18 protein-coding genes and 1 pseudogene are annotated in these 23374 nt (G+C 64.4%); 9 read left to right on the top strand and 10 right to left on the bottom strand.

What is annotated here, in order from left to right:
• Positions 1–24: 24 nt before the first annotated feature.
• From EL22_RS08575 to EL22_RS08565, 3 genes are read left to right on the top strand one after another with little or no spacing between them, the layout of a single operon-like run.
• Positions 25–2352 carry a hypothetical protein gene (locus EL22_RS08575; RefSeq protein WP_050051091.1) on the top strand — a complete coding sequence of 776 codons (2328 nt, stop codon included), beginning with the start codon at positions 25–27 and terminating at the stop codon, positions 2350–2352.
• Positions 2345–3370 (top strand): PD-(D/E)XK nuclease family protein, encoded by a 1026-nt coding sequence (locus tag EL22_RS08570; protein ID WP_050051090.1) that lies wholly within the window; start codon positions 2345–2347, stop codon positions 3368–3370. The genes EL22_RS08575 and EL22_RS08570 overlap by 8 nt, the downstream gene beginning before the upstream one ends.
• The gene (locus EL22_RS08565) at positions 3363–7091 is read left to right on the top strand and encodes an ATP-dependent DNA helicase (RefSeq protein WP_050051089.1); all 3729 of its coding nucleotides are present in this window, start codon (positions 3363–3365) and stop codon (positions 7089–7091) included. The genes EL22_RS08570 and EL22_RS08565 overlap by 8 nt, the downstream gene beginning before the upstream one ends.
• Before the next feature lie 76 nt (positions 7092–7167).
• On the opposite strand, the gene EL22_RS08560 is transcribed toward EL22_RS08565, so the two are convergent.
• Both EL22_RS08560 and EL22_RS19285 read right to left on the bottom strand, forming a co-directional pair.
• Positions 7168–8139: an NADPH:quinone oxidoreductase family protein gene (locus EL22_RS08560; protein WP_050051088.1), complete on the bottom strand. Its 972-nt coding sequence runs from the start codon at positions 8137–8139 to the stop codon at positions 7168–7170.
• A gap of 1066 nt (positions 8140–9205) precedes the next feature.
• Positions 9206–10144, bottom strand: a pseudogene (locus EL22_RS19285) (alpha-amylase family glycosyl hydrolase); the annotation flags it as partial.
• Positions 10145–10569: 425 nt separating this feature from the next.
• On the opposite strand from EL22_RS19285, the gene EL22_RS08550 reads away from it, so the two are divergent.
• A complete protein-coding gene (locus EL22_RS08550; protein WP_050051087.1) occupies positions 10570–10875 on the top strand; it encodes a hypothetical protein in 306 nt (101 codons plus the stop codon).
• Between the two features lie 8 nt (positions 10876–10883).
• On the opposite strand, the gene EL22_RS08545 is transcribed toward EL22_RS08550, so the two are convergent.
• Positions 10884–12086 carry an alanine--glyoxylate aminotransferase family protein gene (locus EL22_RS08545; protein WP_050051086.1) on the bottom strand — a complete coding sequence of 401 codons (1203 nt, stop codon included), beginning with the start codon at positions 12084–12086 and terminating at the stop codon, positions 10884–10886.
• Positions 12087–12186: 100 nt separating this feature from the next.
• On the opposite strand from EL22_RS08545, the gene EL22_RS08540 reads away from it, so the two are divergent.
• The gene (locus tag EL22_RS08540) at positions 12187–12387 is read left to right on the top strand and encodes a dodecin (RefSeq protein ID WP_050051085.1); all 201 of its coding nucleotides are present in this window, start codon (positions 12187–12189) and stop codon (positions 12385–12387) included.
• Between the two features lie 79 nt (positions 12388–12466).
• Here EL22_RS08540 and EL22_RS08535 read toward each other — a convergent pair whose 3' ends face one another.
• The 6 genes from EL22_RS08535 to EL22_RS08510 all read right to left on the bottom strand — a co-directional run bounded on the left by EL22_RS08535 (position 12467) and on the right by EL22_RS08510 (position 15859).
• Positions 12467–12835, bottom strand: coding sequence for an iron-sulfur cluster assembly accessory protein (locus EL22_RS08535; RefSeq protein ID WP_050051084.1), 369 nt, complete (start codon positions 12833–12835; stop codon positions 12467–12469).
• Positions 12836–12886: 51 nt separating this feature from the next.
• Positions 12887–13108 (bottom strand): hypothetical protein, encoded by a 222-nt coding sequence (locus tag EL22_RS08530; RefSeq protein WP_050051083.1) that lies wholly within the window; start codon positions 13106–13108, stop codon positions 12887–12889.
• Between the two features lie 75 nt (positions 13109–13183).
• Positions 13184–14467 (bottom strand): histidinol dehydrogenase, encoded by a 1284-nt coding sequence (gene hisD, locus EL22_RS08525; protein WP_050051082.1) that lies wholly within the window; start codon positions 14465–14467, stop codon positions 13184–13186.
• Positions 14468–14509: 42 nt separating this feature from the next.
• Positions 14510–14725, bottom strand: coding sequence for a hypothetical protein (locus EL22_RS08520; RefSeq protein WP_050051081.1), 216 nt, complete (start codon positions 14723–14725; stop codon positions 14510–14512).
• A 478-nt stretch (positions 14726–15203) separates the two neighbouring features.
• Positions 15204–15515 carry a hypothetical protein gene (locus EL22_RS08515; RefSeq protein ID WP_050051080.1) on the bottom strand — a complete coding sequence of 104 codons (312 nt, stop codon included), beginning with the start codon at positions 15513–15515 and terminating at the stop codon, positions 15204–15206.
• Entirely contained in the window at positions 15512–15859 is a 348-nt protein-coding gene (locus tag EL22_RS08510; protein WP_050051079.1) for a winged helix-turn-helix domain-containing protein, read from the bottom strand. The genes EL22_RS08515 and EL22_RS08510 overlap by 4 nt, the downstream gene beginning before the upstream one ends.
• Before the next feature lie 573 nt (positions 15860–16432).
• Between EL22_RS08510 and nikB the strand changes: the two genes are divergently transcribed.
• From nikB to EL22_RS08490, 4 genes are read left to right on the top strand one after another with little or no spacing between them, the layout of a single operon-like run.
• Positions 16433–17386 carry a nickel ABC transporter permease gene (nikB, locus tag EL22_RS08505; RefSeq protein ID WP_050051078.1) on the top strand — a complete coding sequence of 318 codons (954 nt, stop codon included), beginning with the start codon at positions 16433–16435 and terminating at the stop codon, positions 17384–17386.
• On the top strand, positions 17383–18312 hold the full coding sequence (nikC, locus tag EL22_RS08500) for a nickel transporter permease (protein ID WP_082146727.1): 930 nt from the start codon (positions 17383–17385) through the stop codon (positions 18310–18312). The genes nikB and nikC overlap by 4 nt, the downstream gene beginning before the upstream one ends.
• 1 nt (position 18313) lies before the next feature.
• Complete coding sequence (locus tag EL22_RS08495; protein ID WP_231587913.1) at positions 18314–20623, top strand: ABC transporter ATP-binding protein; 2310 nt, start codon at positions 18314–18316, stop codon at positions 20621–20623.
• A 40-nt stretch (positions 20624–20663) separates the two neighbouring features.
• Positions 20664–22190 carry an ABC transporter substrate-binding protein gene (locus EL22_RS08490; protein ID WP_231587912.1) on the top strand — a complete coding sequence of 509 codons (1527 nt, stop codon included), beginning with the start codon at positions 20664–20666 and terminating at the stop codon, positions 22188–22190.
• Positions 22191–22316: 126 nt separating this feature from the next.
• Here the strand turns inward: EL22_RS08490 and EL22_RS08485 are convergent, their stop codons facing one another.
• The gene (locus EL22_RS08485; protein ID WP_050051076.1) at positions 22317–23315 is read right to left on the bottom strand and encodes a zinc-binding dehydrogenase; all 999 of its coding nucleotides are present in this window, start codon (positions 23313–23315) and stop codon (positions 22317–22319) included.
• Positions 23316–23374: the final 59 nt, after the last annotated feature.

Below are 23374 nucleotides of genomic sequence, written 5' to 3'. Positions count from 1 at the left end.
ACATAGTCGAGACTGTACGAATCGATGACCGGAACCGCCCACCGCCTCGAGGGGACGCTCAAAGTCCTGCCGACGCTTCGAAGCGACATTCTCGAGATCGTCGCCGCCGAATACGGCGCGCTCTGTGCGGAGTACGGCGCGGAAAACGTCCTCGTCGTCAAGCGCCACCCCGCCGGACTCGAGCGCGTTCGCGAGGCGCTTTCGGGCGAGAGCGCGACTGGCAGCCCCGCCCCGGATAGGAACTCGACGGCCTCGGACGAGAACGCGACGACCGCCGGCCCTCACTCGCCGCGTCTCGAGTCCCTGCCCGAACACGCCTCGAAAGTGCTCGAGGAGTACGACCCGACGCTCGATCGCCTCGAGTACGAAGAACGGATCGAACTCATCTCGCTGGTGATCGACGGCGCGAGTCGGGATATTCCGCCCTACCTCGAGCGGGCGGCCGACCACGAGAGCTTTGCCCGCGATGTGGGTCAGCTGCTGCTCGAGGCGACAAGACAGCGACTCTCGCTCGCTGAGGACGGTACTGACGCCCCTTCCTCCGAGACAGCTCTCCAGCCCGGGGAGCTCCACGACTGTCTCGAGTTCCTCTACGCGATGAACGACAGGTTTCACGAGGAACTCGCGGATCGAGGGTACGTCGAACGAGCCGATGTCGTTCCGCGAGCCGTCGATCTGCTCGAGGCCGACGAAGACGGCGTCCGGACCCGCGTCACCGCCTCCTTCGACGCGGTGCTGGCCCTCGAGTTTGAGGAGTTTCGCCGTCTCGACCGGCAGTATCTCGCGGCGCTCTCGGAGGACGCGACGCTGGTCTGTCTGGGCGAACCCCACGCGAGCACCGAGCGAACCCGCGTCGAACCCGGCTCGCTCGCCGATATCGCGGACGGCCTGGCGATCGAATCCGTCGAGGAGGCCCCGTTCGACGCCGATCTGGATCGTCCGACTGACGCGTCGCCCCCGCACCGACGGATCACTGAGTTTCTCGCGACCGGACGAACTGCGGATTCGGCTGCTACCGACACCAAACCTGACACCGCGCGACGTATTCGGACCCGAACGCGCCGCGAGCAGATCGACGCGGTCGCGACGGAGATTCAGTCCCTCCTCGACCGTCGCGACGACGTTCGATACGATGACGTGGCGGTCGCCGTCCCTCGCGTCGAACGGGTGCCCGAAACGCGGACGCGTCTCCGAGAGGCATCCGTCCCGACTGCCACTCTCGGCGTCCCCTCGCTCGCGGAGGACCCGGCGGTCAACGAACTCTACGCGTTCGTTACCCTCCAGTCAGCCCGCGAATCGGGGGCGCTTGCCGACGCTCGTCGCGGTCCTGACGCGGCTCGAGCACGCGACACTCGAGCGAACGACTCGAAAGTCGTCGCGTACGATCGTCTCGCGGCTCGAGTCGACGATTTTTCCACCGAACTCCTCGAGGCGTGTGACGGGCCGAGCGTCGCGCGCTCGATCGAACGCTGGCTCACCCGGACGGACCTGAAAGGTCGAATTGCTCGCGAGGAGTGGGTCGACGCCAGAGAGCAGTTCGCCGGCGTTCGTCGCGTGCGCGAGATCGCCCGCTTCGTCGAGACGACCGACCTCGTCGGCCCCGACTGGGCGGGTGTCCGTCGCATGCTCGAGCGGACCATCAGGTACGACGCGCCACACGTCCACACGGTCGACGCTCGGACGCCGACAGGCGGGGTGACGGTCTGTGCGATCGACGACCTGGCGTACGACCCACACGCCGTCGTCTTCGTGCTCGATTTGATCGAGCGAAACTACCCCGGCGACCCCTCGCTTACGAACCTGTTTCCGACGGCCTGGCTCCGGACGATGGCCCACTATCCGGCTGTGACCGATCCGGCTCCGGCGGTACTCGAGCGGACTTTCGAACCGATAACCGACGGCGAGTCAGTTTCGGACCCCTTCGAGACGTATCACGCCCAGCGTGCCCGGCGACGGCTGGCGGTCGGCACCCGCGCGGCCACCGAGCGGCTGTACTGCTGTTCGTACGAACGCGGCTCGGGCGGACTCCGCCGGACCCACGAGCAATCGCGATACCTGCAGTTCCTCGAGCAGGCCTCCACCTGTTCGTTCGAGGATGTCGACGTGACGAGTCGCGAAGCGAAAATCTACGGCGAATCGAACGCGCTCGAGGCGCTGCTCGAGCAGCCCCGCGGCGAACTGGATCGCATTCTCAGGGAGGCAAGCACCGGCGGCGACGCGGACCTCGCCGAAACCGAGGCGCTGTTCGAAGAGATCGCCGTCCTTCTCGAGGACGGCGACATCGACGAGGAACTCGCCGAGGCGGTCGTCTCTCAGTTCGAGTTCGCCGCGGGGGAGGTAAGTCGTGAGTAGTCGTCCGCTCTCTGTCGAGGCGCTCGAGACGTATCTGCGCTGTCCGCGCCGCTACGCGTTTGCCCACGTCGACGGAGTTCGTCACCCGACGGCCGAGTCCAACTCGAGCGACCGCGTCGATCTGGTTCGTCGCGCGATCTGTGACGGCCTGCGAACGGGCGAACTCGAGTGCGACTCCCTTGCGGAAGCGATGCTCGAGCGACTCGCGACGCTCTGGAGCGAACACGACGAGCGCTTTCACTCGCTGGCACAGCGCCGGTTCGAACGCCGAGTGCTCGAGGCGACCGTCCGAGCATACGTCGAGGCGGTCGGAACGACCCACGCGGCCGGAATCGACGAACTTCGATCGACGAGCACCGTTGGCGAACTGATCGGCCCGGCGCTCTCGCTATCGTCGACGGTTTCGATTCCGGCTGACGAAGCGGCGGCCTCCCGATCGGTGACCCTCGAGTCGTCGGTCGATTACGTCGTCGGCGACGGCGCCTCACTCGTCGGCGTTCGGTTCGTCCCCACGGCCGACTCGCTGGGGCTCCTACGCTATCGATCGGACTGGGAGGGCGATGTCGCCGAACTGTTTTCGGATCACTTCGATCCGGACGACTCGACTTTCGAACCGGGCCCGGTGGGGACGTTACTCGAGACCGCTGCCGTTCTCGACGGGCTCCGGGGGCTGTGTGATCGCCTCGGACTCGAGGGCCGGACCTGTCGATACGTCCTGATCCCGCTCGCGGATCGCTCCCGAAACTCGGTCAACTGGGTCAGCGAAACAGTCGAGACGAGCGTCGATCCGATCGACCTGACCGATGTCTTTCTCGACCACCACACGTTCGGTATGACACACGAACACCGGAACGAAACGATCGAGCAACGGCTCGCGAGCGTCGTCGACGATATCGTTTCCGAGCGCCGCGAGCCGGCGGGCGGCTGGGACCAGATCGAGACCAACTCGTGTCCGGACTGCGCCTACGCGGTCTGTTGTCCGCGGTATCTCTCCCGGGAGGTGGGATTCGATGGCTGATCGACCTGACCCGGAGAGAGACGAGCCGCTCGAGCCGAAGGGCAATCAGCGGCGGGTCATCGAGAGCGAGAGCGTGTCGATCTCCGTCGACGCGGGCGCCGGAACCGGGAAGACGACGACGATGCTCATGCGGATCGAGCGGGCGATCGATAGTGGGGCGGTCGACCCCGAGGACGTGCTGGTACTCACCTTCGCGAACGAGGCCGCCTCGAGCATCCGTGAAGCGGTCGCAGAACGGCTCGACCCGGCGGCTGCGGCGGCGATCGACGTCTACACCTACCACTCGTTCTGTTACGAGTTGGTCCGCGAGTACGCCTACTATCTCGGGCTCTCGCCGGAGTTCGAGGTCGTGACCGAACGCAAGCGACGACGAATCGTCGGCCGACTCCTCGCCGAAACGGAGTACGATTTCGCGGCCGCCCCCGCTCGCGGCGACGGCTCGCCGGCCGACCTCGCGGACGCCATCGACTGGTTCGTCGCGACGATGAGCCAGGAGGATATCGATCCCGACGCGCTCGCGTCGCGACTGCCGTCGGTTCGCACCCTCGAGCTGTGTTCCGAGTTCGTCCTCTGGCTCGAGGAGACGGCCGCAGAGGAGTTCTCCTTCGATAACGAGGCGTTTCGGTACTTCAACGACCCCGAGCACCTCGAGGCCGCTCGCGAGTCGCTGATCGAGTACGGCAAGCTGGTGGGCTTTTGTCGGGAGAAGATCGCGGAAGCGCCGAGCGAGTTTCGGTCTGACTCGGTCGTCGAGACGATCGACGCGTACCTGCGGGCGCTCCAGACGTGCGTGACAAATACGCTCGAGACGATATCGCTCGAGGAGCCGACGACGAAACACCTGCCGCGAGCGCTGTTCGGGAACGAAATATGGGGCGACTCGACGGGTAGACTCGAGCAGACGCCGTTCGGCCGGTTGAAACACTACGTCGAGTTCCTGCGACTCGCGCGCCACTACACCGACGTCTACGCGGATTACAGGGAGCGGTTAGCGCGCGACGACGCCGTCGACTTCGACGAACTCGTTCGGACGGCGACGGGCTTGCTCACCGAAACCGACTCCGTGGCCGACGAGATCGCGACCCGCTGGGACCACGTTTACTGCGACGAGTTCCAGGACACCGACGAGACGCAGTTCAGGCTCATTCGAGCGCTCACCGAGGGCGAAAGCCGGCCGGATCTGCTCGCTATCGGCGACAAGGATCAGGCGATCTACGGGTGGCGAGGCACCGACCGCGAGGGTCTCGACCGCCTTTCGAACACCGACGACGGGTTCGAGTCGGTCGAACTCGAGTTGAACTTCCGGTCGCGCCAGGAGATCCTCGACCTGACGAACAACTGTTCGTACGGACCTCAGGAGTCGAAGACGCTCCGGGAGAACGACCGGGCTCCCGGCGAGTACGACGAGCCGGATCCGCCCCACCGGCTGCTGAAAGTCGAGAGCGACGAACTGCCCTGGTCGACGCCCGAGCAGGTGGCCAAAGCGACCGCCCGGCTGCTCAACGGCCGCCTCGAGAACGTCCCGCGGCGCTCGCTCGAGGACGTCGCGATCATCGTTCGGACGAACCGGCAGGCCCAGGCGGTCGCCGACGAACTCGAGAGTCGGCGCATCCCCTTCGCCGTCTCCGGCTCGCCACGAGGTGAGATCCACCCCGGAATACAGACCGTGCTCTCGTATCTCCGCGTGCTCGTCGACCAAGCGGCCGATGCACACCTCTGGCGGGTGTTGCTCTTTCGCTATCGAATACCCGAATCGGACCTCGAGACGCTCGCGCGCCGGAGCGACTCACTGTACGACGCGCTGTTCGACTGTGACCTCGAGACCGGTGTGGCGACCGATCCGGCCGGCGACGACGAGCCTCCGGTCGAGGCCGTCGACAGGCTCGCGCGGGCCCGAGACCACCTCGAGGCGCTCGAGTCGATTCGAGACGTCTATCCGCTCTCGGAGTTCGTTCGACGCTTCCGGGAACGGACGAACCTCGAGTGGTTCCTGACGGCGGCGGAACGCACCGAACTCGAGCGACTCGAGCGCTTCGTCGAGGGATACGACGGCGATTCGGTGCTTACGTCGCTCACGTCGCGGTTCGTCGACGCCCTCGAACGCACGCTCCGCGCGAGCGAGTCGTCGACCGACCGTGGCGCTCGCTCGAGCGACCGGGTCGACGTGATGACCGTCCACCAGGCGAAGGGCCTCCAGTTCGACACCGTCCTCGTCCCCTTCCTCTCGGACGAGGAGTGGTGCGTCGACGGCGATTATGCCCGCCGCAACCGGTACCGACTCCTCGAGGCGACGCTCGACGACGACGTCGACTCGCCGCTGCTCGCCAATCTCGCGGCGGAACCGCTTGGCGAGGAGTGGCGCGTGCTCCACGTCGCCCTGACTCGAGCCGAGAACCACCTGCTCGTGTTCGGTTCGGAGTACGACTACGACGGCGACGCAACACAAGTGTCTGTCTCGGCCGCCGAATCCTGTCTCGCCGACGAGATCGAGTGGTCCGTGGCCGGAAAGCGGATGGACCTCTGGTCGACGATCGCCGAGAGCTTCGATACCGTCCGCGAGCGGTATCCGGAGACAGTCGTCGACTGGACGGGCGCACTCGAGACGAGTGCGCACGAGAATCCGGGGACGATCACGTACTACCAGGACAACGACGACCGGCGGGTCGAACCGCTCGAGACGCGGGCGGCGATCGAGCGGGTCCATCACCTCGGTCGATTGGTTCGCGACGGGCAGTTGCTTCCGGCCGCCGACGCCGCGGGCAGTGTGGGAGTCGGCGACGACTTCGACGTGCCGACGACCCGCCAGGCGAGCGCGCTGACGACCGAAACGGTCCGGTTCCCCGTCGAGACGCTCTCGTCGCTCTCGGATCTCGAGGCGACGATGCGTCACAGTTACTCCGCGCTGGCGACCCACGAAACCTGCGCTCGAAAGCACTATCTCGATCACGTCGTGCAAGCGCCCGGCGATCCCGTTCGATCGGCCGAGAGCGATCGCGAGACCGCACAGCCAGATTCGAAGACAGCAGCTGATGCCCGGACCGACGGCCGTCTCGTCGGATCGATCTTCCACGCCGTCGCCGAGGAGGCGTTTCACCGCGGCTACGACACACGCGCGGAGTGGCACGACGCGGCCAGCAGGCGGCTCGCCGCGCGAAACGCCCTCGAGTACCGCGATGCGATCTCTGCGTGTATCGACCGCTATTTCGAGGTCGAAGCCTCGATGTTCGAGGACCCCGTCGCTGACTGGGAGACCGTCGCTGCCGAACTGCCGTTCGTCCTCGAGGACGTTTCGGGAGTTGCCGGCGACGTCGTCGGTTACGTCGATTCGATCAAACGAACCCCCTCGGGCGGGCTCATCGTCCTCGATTACAAGGCGACGGCCGACCGGATCGATCCGACCGAGGCCGTCCAGCTCTCGGTGTACGCTCGAGCCTGTGAGCGGGCGTTCGACGAACCGATCGCTGGGGTCGGGTACGTCTACGTGGGAGATGTCGACGGACCGCGGGTCGAACTCCTCGAGCCGGCGGAGCGCCCCGACTGGTCGGCAGTCCGCGAGTCGCTCGCGTCGATCGACGAGCCGACGTTCGCTGAGACGACGCCGGGGCCGCACTGTCAGTTCTGTCCGCACCGCTCGCTCGGGTGTGGTCCCGACGGAGACGCGGCTCCAGAGCTCGAGGACGAGTCCTCGATCGAAGCGGACGGCGGGCAAACCCGGCAGTGAACCGTCGATAGACCGGCGTTCTCGTGCTCCGGCGTTCCCACGACGAAAATAGTCTCGAGTCGCTGCTCGAGCCTTGCTACGGCTTCAAAACGACTTTTCCCGAACTCTTCCGGTCTTCGATGTACTGGTGGGCCTCGGCCGCGTCCTCGAGCGCGAACGACTCGCCGAGGACGACCTCGAGTTCGCCGGATTGCAGTCCCTCGGTGAGTTCCGGGACGGCCTGCATGATCCTGCTCGGATCGTGGGCGGCGGCCTGTCCGAGGTGGAACCCGCGGACGCTCTTGTTCTCGAAGAGGAGCCGTCGGTTCTCAGCCTCGGCCGGAACGCCGCTCGCAACGCCGTAGGTGACGAGTCGGCCGAAGTGCGCGAGCGCGTCGAGACTGCGATCGAACACGTCGTCGCCGACGCTCTCGAGGACGAGGTCGACGCCCTCGTCGTCGGTCGCTTCAGCGATTGGGTCCCGGAAGTCGACCTCCGTGTACTGGATCGGGTGGTCACAGCCCAGGTCCGCCGCGAGCTCGAGTTTCTCCTGCGTGCTCGCGGTCCCGAAGACCTCGGCACCGGCCCGGGAGGCGAGTTGCACCGCGGCGGTGCCGACGCCGCCCGCCGCGGCCTGTATCAGGACCGATTCGCCCGCCTCCAGGTCGCCCCACTCGAACAGACAGGCGTGGGCGGTGAGAAACTGGACGGGGAACCCGGCGGCTTCCTCGAAACTCATCCCCTCGGGAATCGGGAACAGCATCTGGGCGTTCGCGGTCGCATACTCGGCGTAGCCGCCGGTCTCGAGCATTGCGACGACGCGGTCGCCCGCCTCGAGGTCGACGCCTTCACCAACCTCGTCGATCGTTCCCGCGGCTTCCATGCCGGGCGTGTACGGCGCGTCCGGTCCGCCGGGGTAGACGCCACGTCGTTGCATGATGTCCGCGAAGTTGATCCCGGCGGCTTTGATCTCGATCCGAACCTCGCCCGGGCCCGGCTCGGGTGTTTCGACATCGACGACCTCGAGCGCGTCGCTCTCTCCGTACGCTGGAACTTCGATAGCTCGCATACGATCTCGTTCGACACACAACCGCATAAAAGCGCGAGAACCGGGAGGAACCGGTCGGCCGTTTTCGAGAGTCGCGCCCGGCGGTCACCAGCGCGGCCTCGGTCGGTCGTCCTCGAGCGAGACCAGCAGTCGCTCGAAGCTGCGATCGGAGCGGTCGGTCAGGCGTCGTCCGCCCAGCCTGATGGGACGGATCGAGGTCGGTGTGATCGTGATTATCGCCGCGCTCCCAGACCTCGCCGCTCTCGCCCGACGGGCCACGGCGAGTCTTCCACTCGAATTCACCGGGATCGGCGACGGTGACTTCCCAGACGTTGCCCTCCGACCAGGTGCCTTCGATACCACCGCCCCAGTCGGTGAGTTCGTCGGTGCTTCCCGTAAAGTAGACCGACTGGCCGTATCCGACGTCGACCGTCGTCCGAAGCGTCAGGTCGCCGCCGTCGGCTTCGCTTCCGACGAGGAGCGTGGCGGTGTCGGAGTCGTCGGGGATGGCGACCTCGAGGTCGTATTCGCCGTCGTCGAGATCGGCCGTTCCGAGTTCGAATTCGACTGCTGTCGACGATTCGGCGTCGAGGTCGACGCCCTGGGTCGCCTCCTCGGTTCCGTCGACTGCGAGCGTCACGTCCGCGGTGAGCGGTTCGTCTCCGGCGCTGGCTGTGACGCCGATGTCGACGGATTCGGCCTCGTCGACGGTATACTCGAGCGAGTCGAACGAAACGCCACGCTCCGCGGGGATTGGATCCGCGTCGTCGACGTACATGACGTATCCCTCAGCCGGAATTTCGACGGTGATTTCGCCGCTTGAGCCGACCTCGAGATCGTCGCCGGTCCCGGTGGCGTCGACGAGAACGGTATCGGCCCAAGACGAGTCGACTGCGACCGACCTGGGCTGACCGCCTTTGTTGATCCCGGCGAGGAGGTTCCCCTCTCGCTCGAAGACGTAGTGGTCGATACCGACGTCGCGGTCGATGACCTCGCCGCGGGCGAACTCCTTCGAGATCGTAACGAGCGTGGACAGATCGTCGTCCTCGAGTTCGTGGTACTCCTCGGGGCCCGACCGGTAAATCATCGGCATACCGGCGTACGCGAGGATGAACGCCTCCGCGAGTTCGACCGCGCGACCTTCCGGGACGGTCGCTGCGTCGTCGGTCGGGTGGACCCCCGGACCGACCGCGTCGTGGTTCTGGACGAACGTGACCGCGACGCTCGGGTCCCGGTGGGCGACGCCCGGGGCGGAATTCTGTGAGAGGTTCTCCATGCTACCGTTCTCGAATGCGTCGGAGATGGCCGAGTGAAGCGGGAAGTCGAAGACGGTCATACCCGTGTCGGCCCACTCGAGCAAACCGTCGATATCGCTTTCTTCCCAGACCTCCGCGACGCGCCAGAGGCCGAGGTCGTCCGCCAGCGGATTGACGTTCTCCGCAAAATACCACGGCCAGACGTGTGCGGCCGCGTCGTAGCGCAGGCCGTCGGCACCCAGACTTGCGATCTTCTCGATGTAGGCCTCGTGGGCCGACTGGACCTCGGGATGCTCGACGTCCAGCGAGGGGAGGCCGAGCAGATCGCACTCGTAGTTTGCCGCCTCGCCGTTTACCTGACAGTCGTCGCCGAGCGTTCCGTTGTCGTGGAAGTGTTCGTTCTCGTCGAACTGGGGCCAGTCGACCCGTCCGTCGGGTCCGTCGGGATTGGCCATGTGGTTGAGTACGGTGTCGACGATGACCTCGATATCGTGGTCGTGAGCGGTCTCGATCAGCGACTCGAGTTCGCCTTCCGTTCCGAGCGAGGAGTCGAAGTTCCGCAGATCGACCGGCTGGTAGCCGATCGGCGGGTGCGGATCGCGGTGTCCGTAGGGGCCAACCTCGTCGTAGAATCCCATCGTCCCGTCGTAGGTGAGGTTGTCCCAGTCCAGTTTCATCTCGGCTGGCTGCTGAACCCAGATGGCGTCGAATCCCGAGTCGGCGATGTCAGGGATTCGGGATTCGATTTCGGTCCACTCGCGGTGAAACATCTGCAAGGCGACGGTTTCTTCGTCGGTTTCGGGGTTATCGGGGAGCGCCCGTACGCCCGTCGTTCCGAGGGTTGCTCCCGAGAGCGCGAGCGTTCCGAGCGCCGCGCTCGCTTTCATGACGGTTCGCCGATCGATAGTTGGCTCCTGTGCAATCCTGCTATGCCTGTGGTTATTTCCCATAGCAACAGCGAACAATAACGTGGGAAGTAATAATACATAAATAAAACAGTCGTGGGGGATCCAGAGATAATTCTCCTAAGCCTTTCGTTCGGCTACCGACTTACCGAGTTAGCGCTTAGGGTACCATCTATCCCATTTAAAGAATAGTAGAATTCAGGTGTATTTGAGGACCGCTGCGTTTGTCGACCGGACCAACCTTTATCACGCATGCCATCGTATCCGTTACCTGAATGGGACCTGTTAACATGCAACTCGTCGAGCAGGCCAGGTCGATCTTTGCAGAGCTCGGATACACCGTCGAAGGCGACGGTCCAGAATTTCGAGCCCAACGAAAGTGGAAAGTCGTCCACGTCAGTACTGTTCTCGAGGCTGGAACACTCCCAACTGAATCCGGCAAGTTCCACTGTTTCGTCGCACAACCGGACGATGTCGACGAACTCGAGAACAAGCTCAAACGAACGAATCCGGACTACGAGTGGGCGATCATCGTAGTCGACGGAGACGAGTATCAGGTCGAACGAGCACCACCAGGCCCGCGTGCAGCAGCGTAGGTCCCGATCTATTCGGTAGCGAGGGACCGTCGAGTCGCGGTGACGCCTTTGCCAGGGTCAACGTCGGCCCCCAGCGACTCGAGTACATCGCCGAGTGCGGTGACAGCGAAAATGACGTTTTCGGCGCGCGCGGAGTGTCCCATACAGCCGATACGGAAAATCTCCCCCGAGAGATCACCGAGTCCGCCGGCGATTTCCAGGTCGTAACGCTCGAGAAGCGTCTCACAAACTTCACTGTTGTCGATTCCGTCTGGGACCTGCACCGCGTTCAGACTCGGAAGCCAGTATTCTTCGGGTGCGTTCATCTCGAGGCCCATCGCTTCGACGCCAGCTTTTAGCGCGCCGGCCATCCGTTCGTGGCGATTCCAGCGGCTTTCGATGCCTTCCTCCACGACGAGCCGAAGCGCCTCTCTGAGGGCGTAGACGTTAGTGATCGGTGCGGTGTGGTGATAGGCGCGTTCGTCGCCCCAGTATCCCTCGAGTAGGGAGAGGTCAAGATACCACGATCGGGGCGCTTGCTCGCGCGAGAGAACTTTCTCCATTGCCTCGTCGGAGAGCGTCAGTGGACTCGCCCCGGGCGGACAGGAGAGACACTTCTGTGGGCCGGCATAGGCGACATCGATGTCCCACTCGTCGACGCGGAGTTCGACGCCGCCGAGGGAGGTGACGGTATCGGCGATAACGAGTGCCTCGTGATCGTGTGCGGCGGCCGTCAACTCCGGGACGTTCGGCTGGAGGACACCGGTGCTCGTCTCCGCGTGAACGAATCCGAATACGTCCGGGTCGTGGGTCTCGAGTGCGTCTTCGACAGTGGGCGTCTCGAGCGGTTCGCCCCACGGTGCATCGACTTCGACGACCGTGCCGCCGGCGCGGCGTGCCATCGACGCCATCCGATCACCGAAGTAGCCGTTCGTCGGGACGAGCATCGTGTCTCCCGGTTCGACGAGGTTGCCGATCGCGGCCTCCATCGCTGCGGAACCGGTTCCCGAAACCGGGATCGTCCACTCGTTGTCCGTCCGGAACGTGTATCGCAGTAACTCCTGAACGTCGTTCATAATCTCGACGAAAGACGGGTCGAGGTGTCCGACGAGCGGCGTGCTCATCGCTCGGAGCACGCGGGGGTTACTATTGCTCGGGCCCGGTCCCATTAGCGTTCGGGATGGCGGCGTCAGTTCCGAGATATCCGGCGTTTCGTTGTCAGTAGTAGGCATACCAGAGTGTCATACCGGAACCCCCAAAAGCATTGATTCCCCGGTACCGATGGGTGTCCGGCGTACGTTTATATGATGTTGTGCCATAGTAGCACGGGCAATGGTATTCAAAAAGATTAGACTGATCGGAACGAGTTCGGAGAGTTTCGATGCCGCTGCCGACGACGCTATCGACCGAGCGGAAGCCACGCTTCAGAACGTGTACTGGATCGAGGTCGACGAGCTCGGCGTCGAGATCGCCAACGTCGACGATCGAGAGTATCAGGCGGAAGTCACGGTCGCGTTCGAACTCGAGGAGTAGTTCGGTGCGCAGAGTGAGATAGTTCGTCAGCGGTACCGTTGGATGGTAGTCTCGTCATAAACCCGCGTAACGGGGCCGGTTACGTCCGGAACGATTCGCCACAGCCACACTCGCTGACGACGTTCGGATTCTCGACGTGGAACCCTTCCGCCTGCAGACCGCTTTCGAAGTCGAGAACGCTTCCTTCGATGTACTTGAGACTCGCCGGGTCGACGAAGACCCGAAGTCCGTGGTGCTCGTATATCGTATCGTCGTCCTCGGGTTCGTCGTCGAATCGCATTCCGTACGAGAGTCCGGCACAGCCCCCCTGTTGTACGAACAGACGCAGGCCAGCGATACCGTCGTCGAGGCCCTCCCCTTCCAACAGCGAGTGGGCCTGTTCGGCAGCGTCCTCGGTCACTTCGATCGTCGGTCGGGTGTCCGAGCCATCCACGCTTTCGGTGCTCATATCTCTACTTTCCGGCGCGACGATGTTAACGTTGACGCCCTTCGAACGGTTTCAGACACGATCGCTTCGCTCCGCTCGAACGGACTCGTAGTATTCCCCGAACCGTTTTTCGTCGTTCGCGGACAGTTGAACGTCGTTGATTGCGAGGAGTTCGATCATTCGCTGGACGTCGTACTCGTACCACATAGAGAGAATCCAGAGGTTCTTCTGGGCGTAGTCGTAGTTTCGCTCGAGGACGCGCCGATCGGTCGGATCGACGATATCCGGTTGCATCTCGGGTATCAATCCACCGCTCGGGGACGTAAAACTAGCACCTGCTATTCGCTCGATGAGAGGCGAGTCCGGCGTTCAGTCCCGATCCAACCGTTTTCGAACGCTCGCTGCGTGTCCCTCGAGTCCTTCCGCGGTCGCGAGGGTCATGATGGTGTCGCCGAGATCCTCGAGTCCGGATTCGGAGAGACGCTGGACGGTCGTCGATCGGAGGAACGTTTCTACGGACAGACCGCCAGTCACGCGAGCGCCGCCGTTCGTCGGTAGGACGTGGTTCGTTCCGCTCGCGTAGTCGCCGGCCGCGACCGGCGTGGCCGGTCCCAGAAAGACACTTCCGGCACTGTCGATCCGCTCGAGAACCGCCTCATCATCGTCGGCGATAACCGAGAGGTGTTCGGGAGCGTACGATTCCGCAAAGAGGATGGCTTCGCTCATCGAACGGGCCACGAGGACCCCGCTCGCGTCGTTCGAGAGCGCAGCACGGATCGTTTCCTCGCGCTCGCGTTCGCTCGTTTGGTCTGTGAGCGCCTCGACGATTTTCGACCCGGTCTCCTCGTCGTCCGTGATCGCGACGACCGAGGCGTTGGGGTCGTGTTCTGCCTGTGCGATCAGTTCCGACGCGATGAGTTCGGGGTCGGCGGTGTCGTCGGCAACGACGAGAACCTCGCTCGGCCCCGCCAGAAAGTCGATCGCGACGTCGCCACGGACCTCGGCTTTCGCCGCGGTCACCCACCGGTTCCCGGGCCCGACGATTTTCTGCGCGCGCGTGACCGACTCGGTTCCGTACGCGAGCGCGGCGATTCCCTGCGCGCCACCGACGCTGTAGACCGCGTCCGCGCCCGCGGCGTGGATCGCTGCGAGCGTGACCGGGTTGAGCTGGTCCGCCGGCGGCGTGACGACCGACACGTGCTCGACGCCGGCGACGACCGCCGGCACGATACCCATGATCGCACTCGAGGGATAAGCCGCGTTTCCGCCGGGGACGTAGACGCCGACGCGGTCGATGGGTCGAAACCGTCTCCCCAGTTCGCGTCCGGGAGCAAACGACTCCCGCCAGTCTTCGGGCAGTTGTGCTTCGTGGAACTCCTCGACGTTCGCGACGGCGGTTTCGATCGCCTCGAGCAGGTCGTCCTCGAGCGCGTCGTAGGCCCGTCCGCACTCGTCTGTGATCTCGAGGTTTCCGACCGAGACATCGTCGAACCGTTCGGTGAACTCGCGGACGGCGACGTCTCCTTCCTCGCGAACTCGGTCGACGATCTCTCGGACGTCGGACCGGATCGACTCGATACCGGCGTCGCGCTGGAAAAAGGCGGCGCGATCGTCGGGTCCGAGTTCGGAGACGTATCGCTCCTGCATGGTCATGTCCGTGCTATCGTTCGCGGTGCGAAAAACGGTTTCCTTCCGTCACGTCTCGTCGACCGACCAGATTCCGGCCGCGTCGAGCGTCGCCCGGATGAACAGGTAGACGAGAATCGAAAATCCGACGATCGCGAGCGGCGCCTGCAGTATCTCCGCGGTCGTCTGGCCGACGAACAGTTGGCTCACGCCCCGGACGAAAAAACTGCAGACGACGAGTCCGAACGCGACGACGGACAGCTTGACGAACCCGGAGCGATCCATAGATATCCTTCGGCGACCGAGCCCAAAGTCGTATCGAAACGCTGTCTAACCGCGATCACGGCGCTGCTATCGATTCGAGCAGCCGACGAGTTCTGTGCTCGAGCACAGAGCGGACCGGAACCGGAAAGTCGGACGAACCAATCTTTCCGAGATGACCTTTCTCCGGAGCGTTTTCTCACCCAGAAAATCATGTCGTGGTATTAGTAGTCGATGGAGCAATTTGACGATGAGGACGCGACGTTCGACCTTCGGTCGGACCGCGTTTCTCGACCATCGGTTCGATCGGGGGGTGCCTCTGACAATCACCATCGACGCTTTCGTCGACCCCGATCGAGTCCGTTCGGACTCCGTTGAACCTGCTGCGACGGTGAACGGGTTCATCACTGTGCAGAATGGCCCTCCAGGCGATCTGTACTCGGTAGTCGATCGCGTCTTTTGGAAAAACGAGTACCCGAACGCTCGAACCCAGTACCCAGCGTCAGTGTCTCCCGTACAGCGAGTACATTATCGACAATAAGCCGAGCAGTCGACTCACGTTCTCGAGGAACACCGTGACGACCTGTGACGGACTGATAACCGTCGTGACGAACACGTTGATGAGGAACGGACACACCGTAAGCAACAGGAGACCGACGGAGAGATACAGCATGGACCTGCTGTCGTTTCGTCGGTATCCGCGGAAGGCCTGATAGGCGATGATCGTTCCGACGAGTGCCACCAGGAAGAGACTCGCGACTGTCAGCACCTCGAAAAGCGGTGCTTCGTCCAGTCGGACGACGTTTTGGGTCATCGCATCCCCTCCCACATCTCGGTGAACTTGTCCGCGACGTCCTGATCGCGATAGGAGAGGTCGAGATCGAACTCGCCGTCCTCGAGCGATAGTTCGAGACTATCGAGGTTAGCCGAGTAGACGCTGTAGTGGTTGCCGTCCTGTGCGAGTGCTGTTTCTTCGGTGATGAGTTGACACTCCGAGAGCCGATCGAGTCGACGATAAATCGTCGGCAGTGAAGCGTCACACCGGTCGCTCAGTGTGCTGGCTGACATGGGTTCGACGCTCGTTTCTGTGAGGATTGCTCGTGCGTACTCGTCGTCGAGAACAGCGAGCAGTTCCGTCAGATCGCAGTCCTCACTCACTGGTACTCACTCGTTTCGGTACTGCTATGAAAAGGAGTCCGTTTTTTCTATCTCAGAAAATCCGCGTGTCGGTCCGGGGCTTTCAGTCCGATGTTGCTGCTCGAGTACTGATAACGACACTTACATAGATACTGACTCGAGAGAACAGCGCAATGAACGGTCTCGCCGGATACTACAAAACTGTCGTGTCATAGAAGAGATTTTCCGCGGTTACATCCTCTGAGACGGCCGTTCACGCGCTTCAGCATTATTATTAAAAACCAAAACTAATTAATAGTCTTTGTTATATTATATAGAGTAGTTAACATCAATGGGACGGAGACAGGCCGGTGTCCGGTCGGCAGAGACGAGCGGGAGCCGACGCGTGAACTGTAACCAATACACGAACTGGAACCGACGGCCCCGCCGTCACGACGGCCAAACCCAAAGTATTACAACCAACGTTTCATTACCTAAAGTTGAGTTGATTATCGTGCGCTGGTGGTTCGATTACGGTCGATCAGGCGGCAGGCGTCTCGAGACCGCAGAACGTCGGGTTGTCAGCTTTGAAGACGTGCCCGGAGTTGATTCCCTGTGATACGTGCCCTCTTTCGCCGCCTCGGATCGTTCGCGGTCGTGCTCGCCGGCGTCTCCTTTCTCACCTACGGGCTCGTGTTTCTCACGCCGGGCGATCCTGCGTCGACGATCCTTCGGGAGCAACGCCAGAGTCCCCCGTCGAGCGCGGCAACCGAGGCGTTTCGCGCGGAACACGGCCTCGACGAACCGTTCGTGACGCAGTACGTTTCGTGGCTGACGGACGCAGTTCGAGGGGATCTCGGCACCTCCTACGCCCGTTCGGAACCGGTCGCGTCGCTACTGGTCGAGTACCTTCCGAATACGCTCGAGCTAGCCCTCGCCGCGATCGGTATCTCGCTGCTGCTGGCCGTTCCGACGGGCGTCGTAAGCGCCGTCTATCACGACACCTGGATCGATCGAACCGGCCAGCTCGTCGCGACCCTCGGCGTTTCGATGCCGAACTTCTGGCTCGGGTACCTCCTGATTCTCGTCTGTTCACTTTGGCTCGGGCTGACGCCCGTTTCGGGGGCCGGAACGATCGGTCACCTCGTCCTCCCCGCGATTACGCTCGGCACCGCGACGGCGGCGGTCCTCACACGGTTAGTTCGCGCCTCGATGCTCGAGGCGCTCGAGGCGGAGTACGTCGATACCGCGCGGTCGAAAGGCGTCCGCGAGCGGGTCGTGGTGACCAAACACGCGCTTCGAAACGCCCTCGTTCCCGTCTTGGCGCTCGTCGGCCTCCAGTTCGGATTCGTGCTCAACGGCGCGGTCGTCGTCGAAGTCGTCTTCCAGCGACCGGGCCTCGGTACGCTTCTCGTCGACGCGGTTTTCGCTCGAGACGTTCCGGTTATCCAGGGCGTCGTGCTCGTGACCGCGACCGCGTTCGTCAGTATCAATCAGCTCGTCGACCTCGCCTCGCTCGCGCTCGATCCGCGACTCGAGCCGACGTCGATCGGCGGTGGTGCCAGATGAGCGACTCGGACACCGCTAGCGACCGCGTGCGTCTGGCCGCGAGTCGCTTCATCGACGCGGTCCGCGAACGTTCCGCCACGCGCCCCGGGACGAGGCTCCGTTCGAACGGACAGGTTCGCCTCGGCGGCGCGATCGTCGGCACGCTCGCTCTCGTCGCTCTCGTCGGGCCGTTGGTCGCTCCCTACGATCCGACCGCGCAGGTGCTCGAGGCTCGACTTCGAGGGCCGACGCTCGCTCACCCGCTCGGAACCGACGCGCTGGGCCGGGACGTGGCCACCCGCCTCGTCTACGGCGCGCGCGTCTCGCTCGGGCTCGCCCTGATCGCGACGGGCGTTCGAGTCGTTCTCGGCACGACGATCGGGCTGCTCGCGGGCGTCAGCAGGGGCGTCGTCGATGCGGCGTTGATGCGACTGGTCGACATCCAACTCGCGTTTCCGGGCCTGATCCTCGCGCTCGTTATCGCGGGCACGCTCGGACCGAGCCTTCGCAACGTCGTGATCGCGCTCTCGGTGGTCGGGTGGGCCACCTACGCGCGGGTCGTCCGCGGGGCCGTCCTCGGCGTCAAAGAACAGCCGTTCGTGGAGTCGGCCCGCCTCTATGGTACCCCAAACCGCCGGATCGCGAGACGCCACCTGTTGCCGAGCGTCGTCAGCCCGGTCGTCGTCCTGGCGACGCTCAACCTCGGCACCGTTATCCTGGCCGCCGCCGGCCTCTCGTTTCTCGGCCTCGGCGCGCAACCGCCGACGGCCGAGTGGGGGACGATGATCGCCGACGGCCGCACGTACCTCCGGTCCGCACCGTGGCTCATCACCGCACCCGGCGTCGCGATTGCGCTCACCGTGATCGGCTGTAACTCGCTCGGGGACGGACTGCGCGACGTCCTGGATCCGAACCACCTCGAGGACGGGAAACGGAGGCGATCCTGACGTGGATTCGACGCTAACGGTCGAAGATCTCCACGTTCGATTCCAGAGCGACTCGGACCCGGTATACGCCGTCAACGGGGCATCGTTCGAACTCGAGCCCGGCGAAACCGTCGGCCTCGTCGGCGAGAGCGGCTGTGGCAAGTCGGTCACGGCGCGATCGATCGTCGGGCTCGAGGAGCCGGGGGAAATCGTCGAGGGACGCATCGAGTTCGACGGAATCGAGATGACGACCGCCGACGAACGCACGCGTCGACGCCTGCGCGCTCGATCGCTCGCGCTCGTGTTCCAGGACCCGTCGACGGCGCTCAATCCGGTCTACACGGTCGGCGAACAGATCGCGGAGGCGATCCGAGCCTCGAGCGGGGGCAGCCGGTCGATACTGGATGAACTCGCTACGAGCATGCGTTCCCGTCTTCGGACGCGACGGACGAGACAGCGCGTCCTCGAGTTACTCGAAACCGTGGGCATCCCGCGACCCGAGACGCTGATCGACGCCTACCCCCACCAGTGCAGCGGCGGTATGCGCCAGCGGATACTGCTCGCCATCGCGCTCGCTCGCCGGCCCGCGGTCCTGATCGCCGACGAGCCGACGACGGGACTCGACACGACGACCCAGCGCGCAGTTCTCGATCGACTCGAGACGCTCACCGACGCCGCCGAGATGGGCGTGCTCCTGATCAGTCACGACTTCGGGGTCGTCGCGGAACGCTGCGACCGCGTCCTCGTCATGTACGACGGCGATATCGTCGAGCGGGGACCGGTCGATTCGATTCGTTCGAACCCCGCTCACCCGTATACGAAGACGTTGCTCGGCTGTCTTCCCGACCGATCCGACTCCCGAGTATCCGATCGGTCCGACCCAGGGTCGCGATCGCCGACGCTCTCCGGATCGCCGTCGGACCGATCCGCCCCGCCGTCCGGGTGCGTCTTCGCCGACCGCTGTTCGTTCGCGCGGCCGACCTGTCGGGAACGCAGTCAGCCGACGGTCGTCGTGGACGGCGAGCACTCGAGCCGACTCGAGAGCGACGCTCACACCGTTCGCTGCGGCGTACGGGAGGCGAGAGAGGTAACGCTCGAGTCGATGGCGACCCGGGACCCAACCCGGTCCAGGGACGGCCTCGACGAAAACGGGTCGTCTCGCAAGCGAGGCAACGGCCCGAAACCGATGGTCGACGGTGGGTCGACCGCCCGCCGTCCGGGCACCGACGCCGAGGTGCCGGAGACATCTACCACCTACGCTCAGGTGGGTCCCGGTCCGTCCGGCGAGCGCTCGGACCGATCCGTGATCGAACTCGAGGACGTGCGAAAGCGCTTCCGAGGGTCCGAATCGCTCGTCGATCGGCTCCCGTGGCTCGGAACGGATGGCCCCATCCGTGCGGTCAGAGGCGTCTCACTCGAGCTATCGGCGGGCGAGACGCTCGCGCTCGTCGGCGAAAGTGGCTGTGGGAAATCGACGCTCGCGCGGCTCGTCACCGGACTCGAGGAGCCGACGGCGGGGACCGTTCGCCTTCGCGGAGAGGCCGTCGGCGGCGTCGGCTCCCGGACGAGCGACCAGCTCGCCGAGATCGGCACCGTCTTCCAGAACCCGGGAGCGAGTCTCAATCCGAAGCGGACGGTCGGGCAGTCGATCGCGGAGCCGCTGATCGAGGCCGGGTGGGAGGATGTACGGCGTTCGGATCGCGTCGACGAGGTTCTCTCGCTCGTGGCGCTCTCGCCCGATCTGGCCGATCGGTATCCGCGCCAGCTCTCGGGCGGGCAACGCCAGCGCGTCGCGATCGCTCGAGCGCTCGCGCTGGAGCCGTCGGTACTCGTCCTCGACGAGCCGACGGCCGCCCTCGACCCGTCGACGCAGGCGACGATACTGGCCCTCCTCGCGGACCTTCAGGACCGACTCGAGATCGCGTACCTGTTCGTGTCCCACGACCTCGCAGTCGTGCGGACCGTTGCCGACCGCGTCGCGACGATGTATCTCGGACGGTTCGTCGAGGTCGGACCGGTCGATCGGACGATGTCCGACCCGACCCACCCGTACACACGGGCGTTACTGGACGCCAGCCCGCGGCTATCCGCGTCTGATGGGTCCGACGGCCGTCGCTCGCCGGTGATCCACCAGACCCGTCGGCGCCGCCGGAAGGGTGTGCGTTTCACCCCCGTTGCCCGGCCGCGACCGAGGAGTGTACTCGAGTCGATCCGTCGCTCAAGGCGACGGGCGATTCGAAGTCTCGGTGCCTGTACGCGCCGGATTGGAACGGCAGACCAGCAGTCGAACAGCGAACGGACGGACGGATCGAACGACCGCTATCGAAAATGAACGATCGAAATCACAAATGAGAAAGCGAATACAGAGTCAGATGAATCGGCGTACCGCGCTGAAAACGGCCGCCGGAGCCGGCGTTCTCGCCCTCGCCGGCTGTCTCTCGAGCGATATCGAGACGGAAGACATGCGAATCGGCGCGCCGTGGGAGGCCTCCCCAGACCCGCTCGACGGCGGCAGCATGCTCCGACGCCTCGGCGTCACGGAAGCGCTGGTGGGCGTCGATTACGACGCGAACCCAGCGCCCGAACTCGCGACCGACTGGGAGCGCCTCGACGAGCATCGCTGGCAGTTCACGCTGCGCGAGGACGTGACTTTCCACGACGATGATTCACTCGACGCGGCGGCCGCGGTCGAATCGCTCGAGCGCACGCTCGAGTCTGCCGCTTTCGCGGCGCTTCCGATTGAAGGGGCCGAAGCGACGGACGACGCCACGGTCGTCGTCGAGACCGAAACCCCGTTTTCGCCCCTCCCGGCCCACCTCTCGCGAAACGAGGCGGTGATTCTGAATCCGGCCACGTTCGACGAGGACGGCTCGGTCGCGGAGCCGGTCAGCACCGGGCCGTTCGCAGTCGACTCCTTCGAGAGCGCCGGCGGGCTCTCGTGTACCCGACACGCGGCGTACTACGGCGACGAGCCGGCGATCGAATCCGTCCGCTACGAACGCGTCAAGGACGATCAGACGCGGCGCATGAAACTCGAGAACGGCGAACTCGAGATGGCGAGAATCCTGCCGCGACGGGCGATCGACGCGCTCGAATCGGCCGACGGTATCGACGTGTACACGCCCGAAATCCCACGGATCAGGTTCCTGACGTTCGATACGACCTCGGCGCCGTTCGACGACGAGCGTGTCCGGCGAGCGGTAAACTACGCGGTGGATCTCGAGTCGCTCACCGAGTCGGTCCTCGAGGGCGTCGACGATCCGGCCGTCGGACCGTTTTCGGCGGACGTGACCGAGTGGGCGAACCCCGATCTGGACGGCTACGGCCACGACCCCGAACAGGCTCGCCGCCTGCTCTCAGACGCCGGTTGGTCGGCCGAATCCGGTCAGGACAGCGTTCGAACGCGCGACGGACAGACGCTCGAGATCGAGATCCCCACGTTCGACGCCAGGAGCCTCCCGCTGATCGCCGAGGTGTTGCAGTCGGACCTCTCGGCGGTCGGCTTCGACGTCAACGTGCGGACGATCGAGTACAACGCCATGCTCGAGCAGGTCAGTCAGGGACCCTTTGACGCCTACCTCACGTCCTGGGGGACGCTCTACTATCCGGATCCCGATCGACTCGCCGAGCTGTTTCACTCCGAGGAGGCGACGCTCCACCACGGCTACGAAAACGAGACCGTCGACATACTTCTCGAGGAAGCGCGCGAACTGACGGATCGGACGGCGCGAAAAGAGCGCTACTACGAGATCCAGTCGATCGTCCTCGAGGAGTCGCCGGTCGCGTTTCTCACGAACTACACCACCGTCGTCGCGACCGCAAGCGACGTGAACGGCTACGAACCGCACCCGATCGAATCGAGGTACGGCCTCGAGTCGATCACCGTCGGCGACGAGTGAAATCGGGAACGGATACCAGCGTGGCGGACGCCGAGTCGGTCACTCCGACGAGGTCAACGGCGAGTCGATTATTCCAGCGAGATGAACGTCGAGTTGATCACTCCAGCGTAGCCAACGGCGAGTCGATTACTTGTTGACGAGCAGTATCTTGCCGGTGAAATCCCCTTCTTCGGCGCGTCGATGCGCCTCGGCGACGTTCTCGAAGGCGAATCGGTCGTCGATGTGCGGCTCGATGACTTCGTCGTCGACCAGCGTGGCAATATCCGCGAGTTCGCGGCCGATCCGTCCTTGGTGCTCGCCGAGCAAGACCGGGAGGATAACGAGCACGACGCCGAGCTCGAGCGAGCGCTGGTGCATCGCCGAGAGGTCCTGGGTCGAACTCGACTCGGTCGTGACGACGGTGCCGTACGGTCGGACGGCCTCGAAGGCCGTCTGGATGTGATCGTCGCCGATTGGATCGAAGACGACGTCGAAGCCCCCGTCGCTCGCGTGTTCTGCGACGTAGGATTCGACCTCGGTTGCGGTGTAGTCGACGGTTGCGTCCGCTCCGAGCGCGCTCGCGAGTTCGCGTTTGTCGTCGCTCGAGGCCGTCGCGACCGTGTGCGCGCCGAGCCAGTCCGCCACCTGAACGCCGACGTGGCCGACGCCACCCGTCGCACCGTAGACGAGCACGTCGTCGCCGAGCGAGACCGTCGCCTTCTCGACGAGCATCTCCCAGGCGGTGAGCGCGACGACCGGGAGCGCCGCACTCTCCTCGAGCGGTATCGACTTCGGAGCGTGAGCGAAGGTTCCCGCGTGGCCGACGACGTAGTCGGCGAGCGAGCCCTGCCGCCCCGCGCCACCGGGCATTCCGTACACCTCGTCTCCCGCCTCGAACCGCGTGACATCCGCGCCGACGGCGTCGACGACGCCGGACACGTCACAGTGAAGCGTCGCGGGGAGGTCGGGCGCGAAATCGGGAATCGCACCCTGTCGGATCTTGTAGTCGACGGGGTTGACGCTCGAGGCGACGACCTCGACGCGAATCTCTTCGGGGTCTGGTTCCGGAACGTCGCGCGTGGTTTCCGCGAAGACATCCGGATCGCCGTACTCCTCGATCACGTGGGCGGTCATCTCGGAAGGCATGTCGGTTCGCCGTTCGGCCGCCGCCGAGGAATATGCGGCGGTCGCGGCGATCGAACGGG

Source organism: Halostagnicola sp. A56 (assembly GCF_000691505.1).
In the GTDB taxonomy this organism is placed as follows: domain Archaea; phylum Halobacteriota; class Halobacteria; order Halobacteriales; family Natrialbaceae; genus Halostagnicola.
Note: the sequence above shows the minus strand (reverse complement) of the source record. Positions and strands in the feature narration are given on the sequence as shown.

Coding starts and splice junctions, on each gene's coding strand:
- EL22_RS08575 (WP_050051091.1), top strand. CDS start 25: ATGACCGGAACCGCCCACCGCCTCGAGGGGACGCTCAAAGTCCTGCCG.
- EL22_RS08565 (WP_050051089.1), top strand. CDS start 3,363: ATGGCTGATCGACCTGACCCGGAGAGAGACGAGCCGCTCGAGCCGAAG.
- EL22_RS08560 (WP_050051088.1), bottom strand. CDS start 8,139: ATGCGAGCTATCGAAGTTCCAGCGTACGGAGAGAGCGACGCGCTCGAG.
- EL22_RS08550 (WP_050051087.1), top strand. CDS start 10,570: ATGCAACTCGTCGAGCAGGCCAGGTCGATCTTTGCAGAGCTCGGATAC.
- EL22_RS08545 (WP_050051086.1), bottom strand. CDS start 12,086: ATGCCTACTACTGACAACGAAACGCCGGATATCTCGGAACTGACGCCG.
- EL22_RS08540 (WP_050051085.1), top strand. CDS start 12,187: ATGGTATTCAAAAAGATTAGACTGATCGGAACGAGTTCGGAGAGTTTC.
- EL22_RS08535 (WP_050051084.1), bottom strand. CDS start 12,835: ATGAGCACCGAAAGCGTGGATGGCTCGGACACCCGACCGACGATCGAA.
- EL22_RS08530 (WP_050051083.1), bottom strand. CDS start 13,108: ATGCAACCGGATATCGTCGATCCGACCGATCGGCGCGTCCTCGAGCGA.
- hisD (WP_050051082.1), bottom strand. CDS start 14,467: ATGACCATGCAGGAGCGATACGTCTCCGAACTCGGACCCGACGATCGC.
- EL22_RS08520 (WP_050051081.1), bottom strand. CDS start 14,725: ATGGATCGCTCCGGGTTCGTCAAGCTGTCCGTCGTCGCGTTCGGACTC.
- EL22_RS08515 (WP_050051080.1), bottom strand. CDS start 15,515: ATGACCCAAAACGTCGTCCGACTGGACGAAGCACCGCTTTTCGAGGTG.
- nikC (WP_082146727.1), top strand. CDS start 17,383: ATGAGCGACTCGGACACCGCTAGCGACCGCGTGCGTCTGGCCGCGAGT.
- EL22_RS08490 (WP_231587912.1), top strand. CDS start 20,664: ATGAATCGGCGTACCGCGCTGAAAACGGCCGCCGGAGCCGGCGTTCTC.
- EL22_RS08485 (WP_050051076.1), bottom strand. CDS start 23,315: ATGCCTTCCGAGATGACCGCCCACGTGATCGAGGAGTACGGCGATCCG.